This window comes from Kiloniella laminariae, assembly GCF_027214005.1.
In the GTDB taxonomy this organism is placed as follows: domain Bacteria; phylum Pseudomonadota; class Alphaproteobacteria; order Kiloniellales; family Kiloniellaceae; genus Kiloniella; species Kiloniella laminariae_A.
The window spans coordinates 1-1,048 of the sequence record NZ_JAPWGY010000029.1; the positions used below are offsets into that span (position 1 = coordinate 1).

Genomic DNA, 1,048 nt, shown 5'->3' on the forward strand with positions numbered 1-1,048 from the left:
TAAAGCCTTTTGCTTTTAATCTGAGACATATCCAGCAGCCTTGAAGAAATTCCAGCATTCGGAAGGATCGTAGAGATCACATATGTTGCCAATGGCCTCGATCAAATTGTCGAAGGTCCTGGCACCGATGCGTCTGAGGTGGGCCTTGAGTTTCGAAAAGGCCATTTCAATCGGGTTCAGGTCGGGACTGTAGGGCGGCAGAAACAGGAGCCAGCATCCTCTTTTTCTCAGTGCTTCAGCCGCTTTAGGGCTCTTGTGTATTGCAAGATTATCGAGGATCACGACTGACCCCGGCTCCAGGGCAGGGGCCAATTGGGTTTCGATATAGACATCAAAGGCTGCCCGGTTCATCGCGCCCTTGAGAACCCACGGCGCAATCAGAGCATCACTGGTCAGGCCAGCAATGAAGGTCTGAGTATTCCATTTCCCAAACGGAGCCACACCGAGTAACCGCTCTCCCACAGGACTGCGCCCCCGCAAGCGTGTCATGTTTGTCTTGGTTGCTGTTTCATCAATGAAGACCAGTCGGTGCGGTGTCTCACGCATTCGAGGCTGACGATACTTGATCCATTCAAGCCGTTCCTGCCTGAGTTCCGGGCGCTGGCGCTCCTGTGCGATCAATCCTTTTTTTATATGAGTAACCCGCCCGCTCCAAAGCACGGTGGATCGAGGAAAGATGGACCAAAACACCGTGCGCCTCTTCAAGTGCCAAGGCCAATTCTCTTAATGTAATGTCCGGGTCGGCTTGGACCTGCTTGATCAGGAAGCCCATGTAAGCGGCTAGTTTGCCCACTGTTCCAGGCACGCGCCCCTGCCGTCGGGGAGTAATCTCGCCGCGGTCCTTGTAGTCGGTAGCCAAGCGAACCGCAGTGCTTGCACTGATACCAAAAACCCGACCTGCTGCCCGACAGGAATGGCCTGCTGAGATATAGTCAACTACCCGCTTGCGAAGATCTCTTGAATATGGCTTGCCCATGAAACACCTCCTCCCGAAAGTGAATCATAGAATACCGCTTTTGGGAATCCCGAAACCGATTCAGATCAAAAG

The 1,048-nt window shown here is 53.1% G+C and carries 1 protein-coding gene; it reads right to left on the reverse strand.

Annotation, left to right across the window (positions count from 1 at the left end; translation table 11 throughout):
* Nucleotides 1-15: 15 nt before the first annotated feature.
* Nucleotides 16-976 (reverse strand): IS630 family transposase gene (locus O4H49_RS20485; RefSeq protein WP_269425290.1). Its coding sequence is split into 2 segments (ribosomal slippage): nucleotides 16-630 and nucleotides 632-976, totalling 960 coding nucleotides; the frame shifts between segments, so codons are not numbered across the junction.
* Nucleotides 977-1,048: the final 72 nt, after the last annotated feature.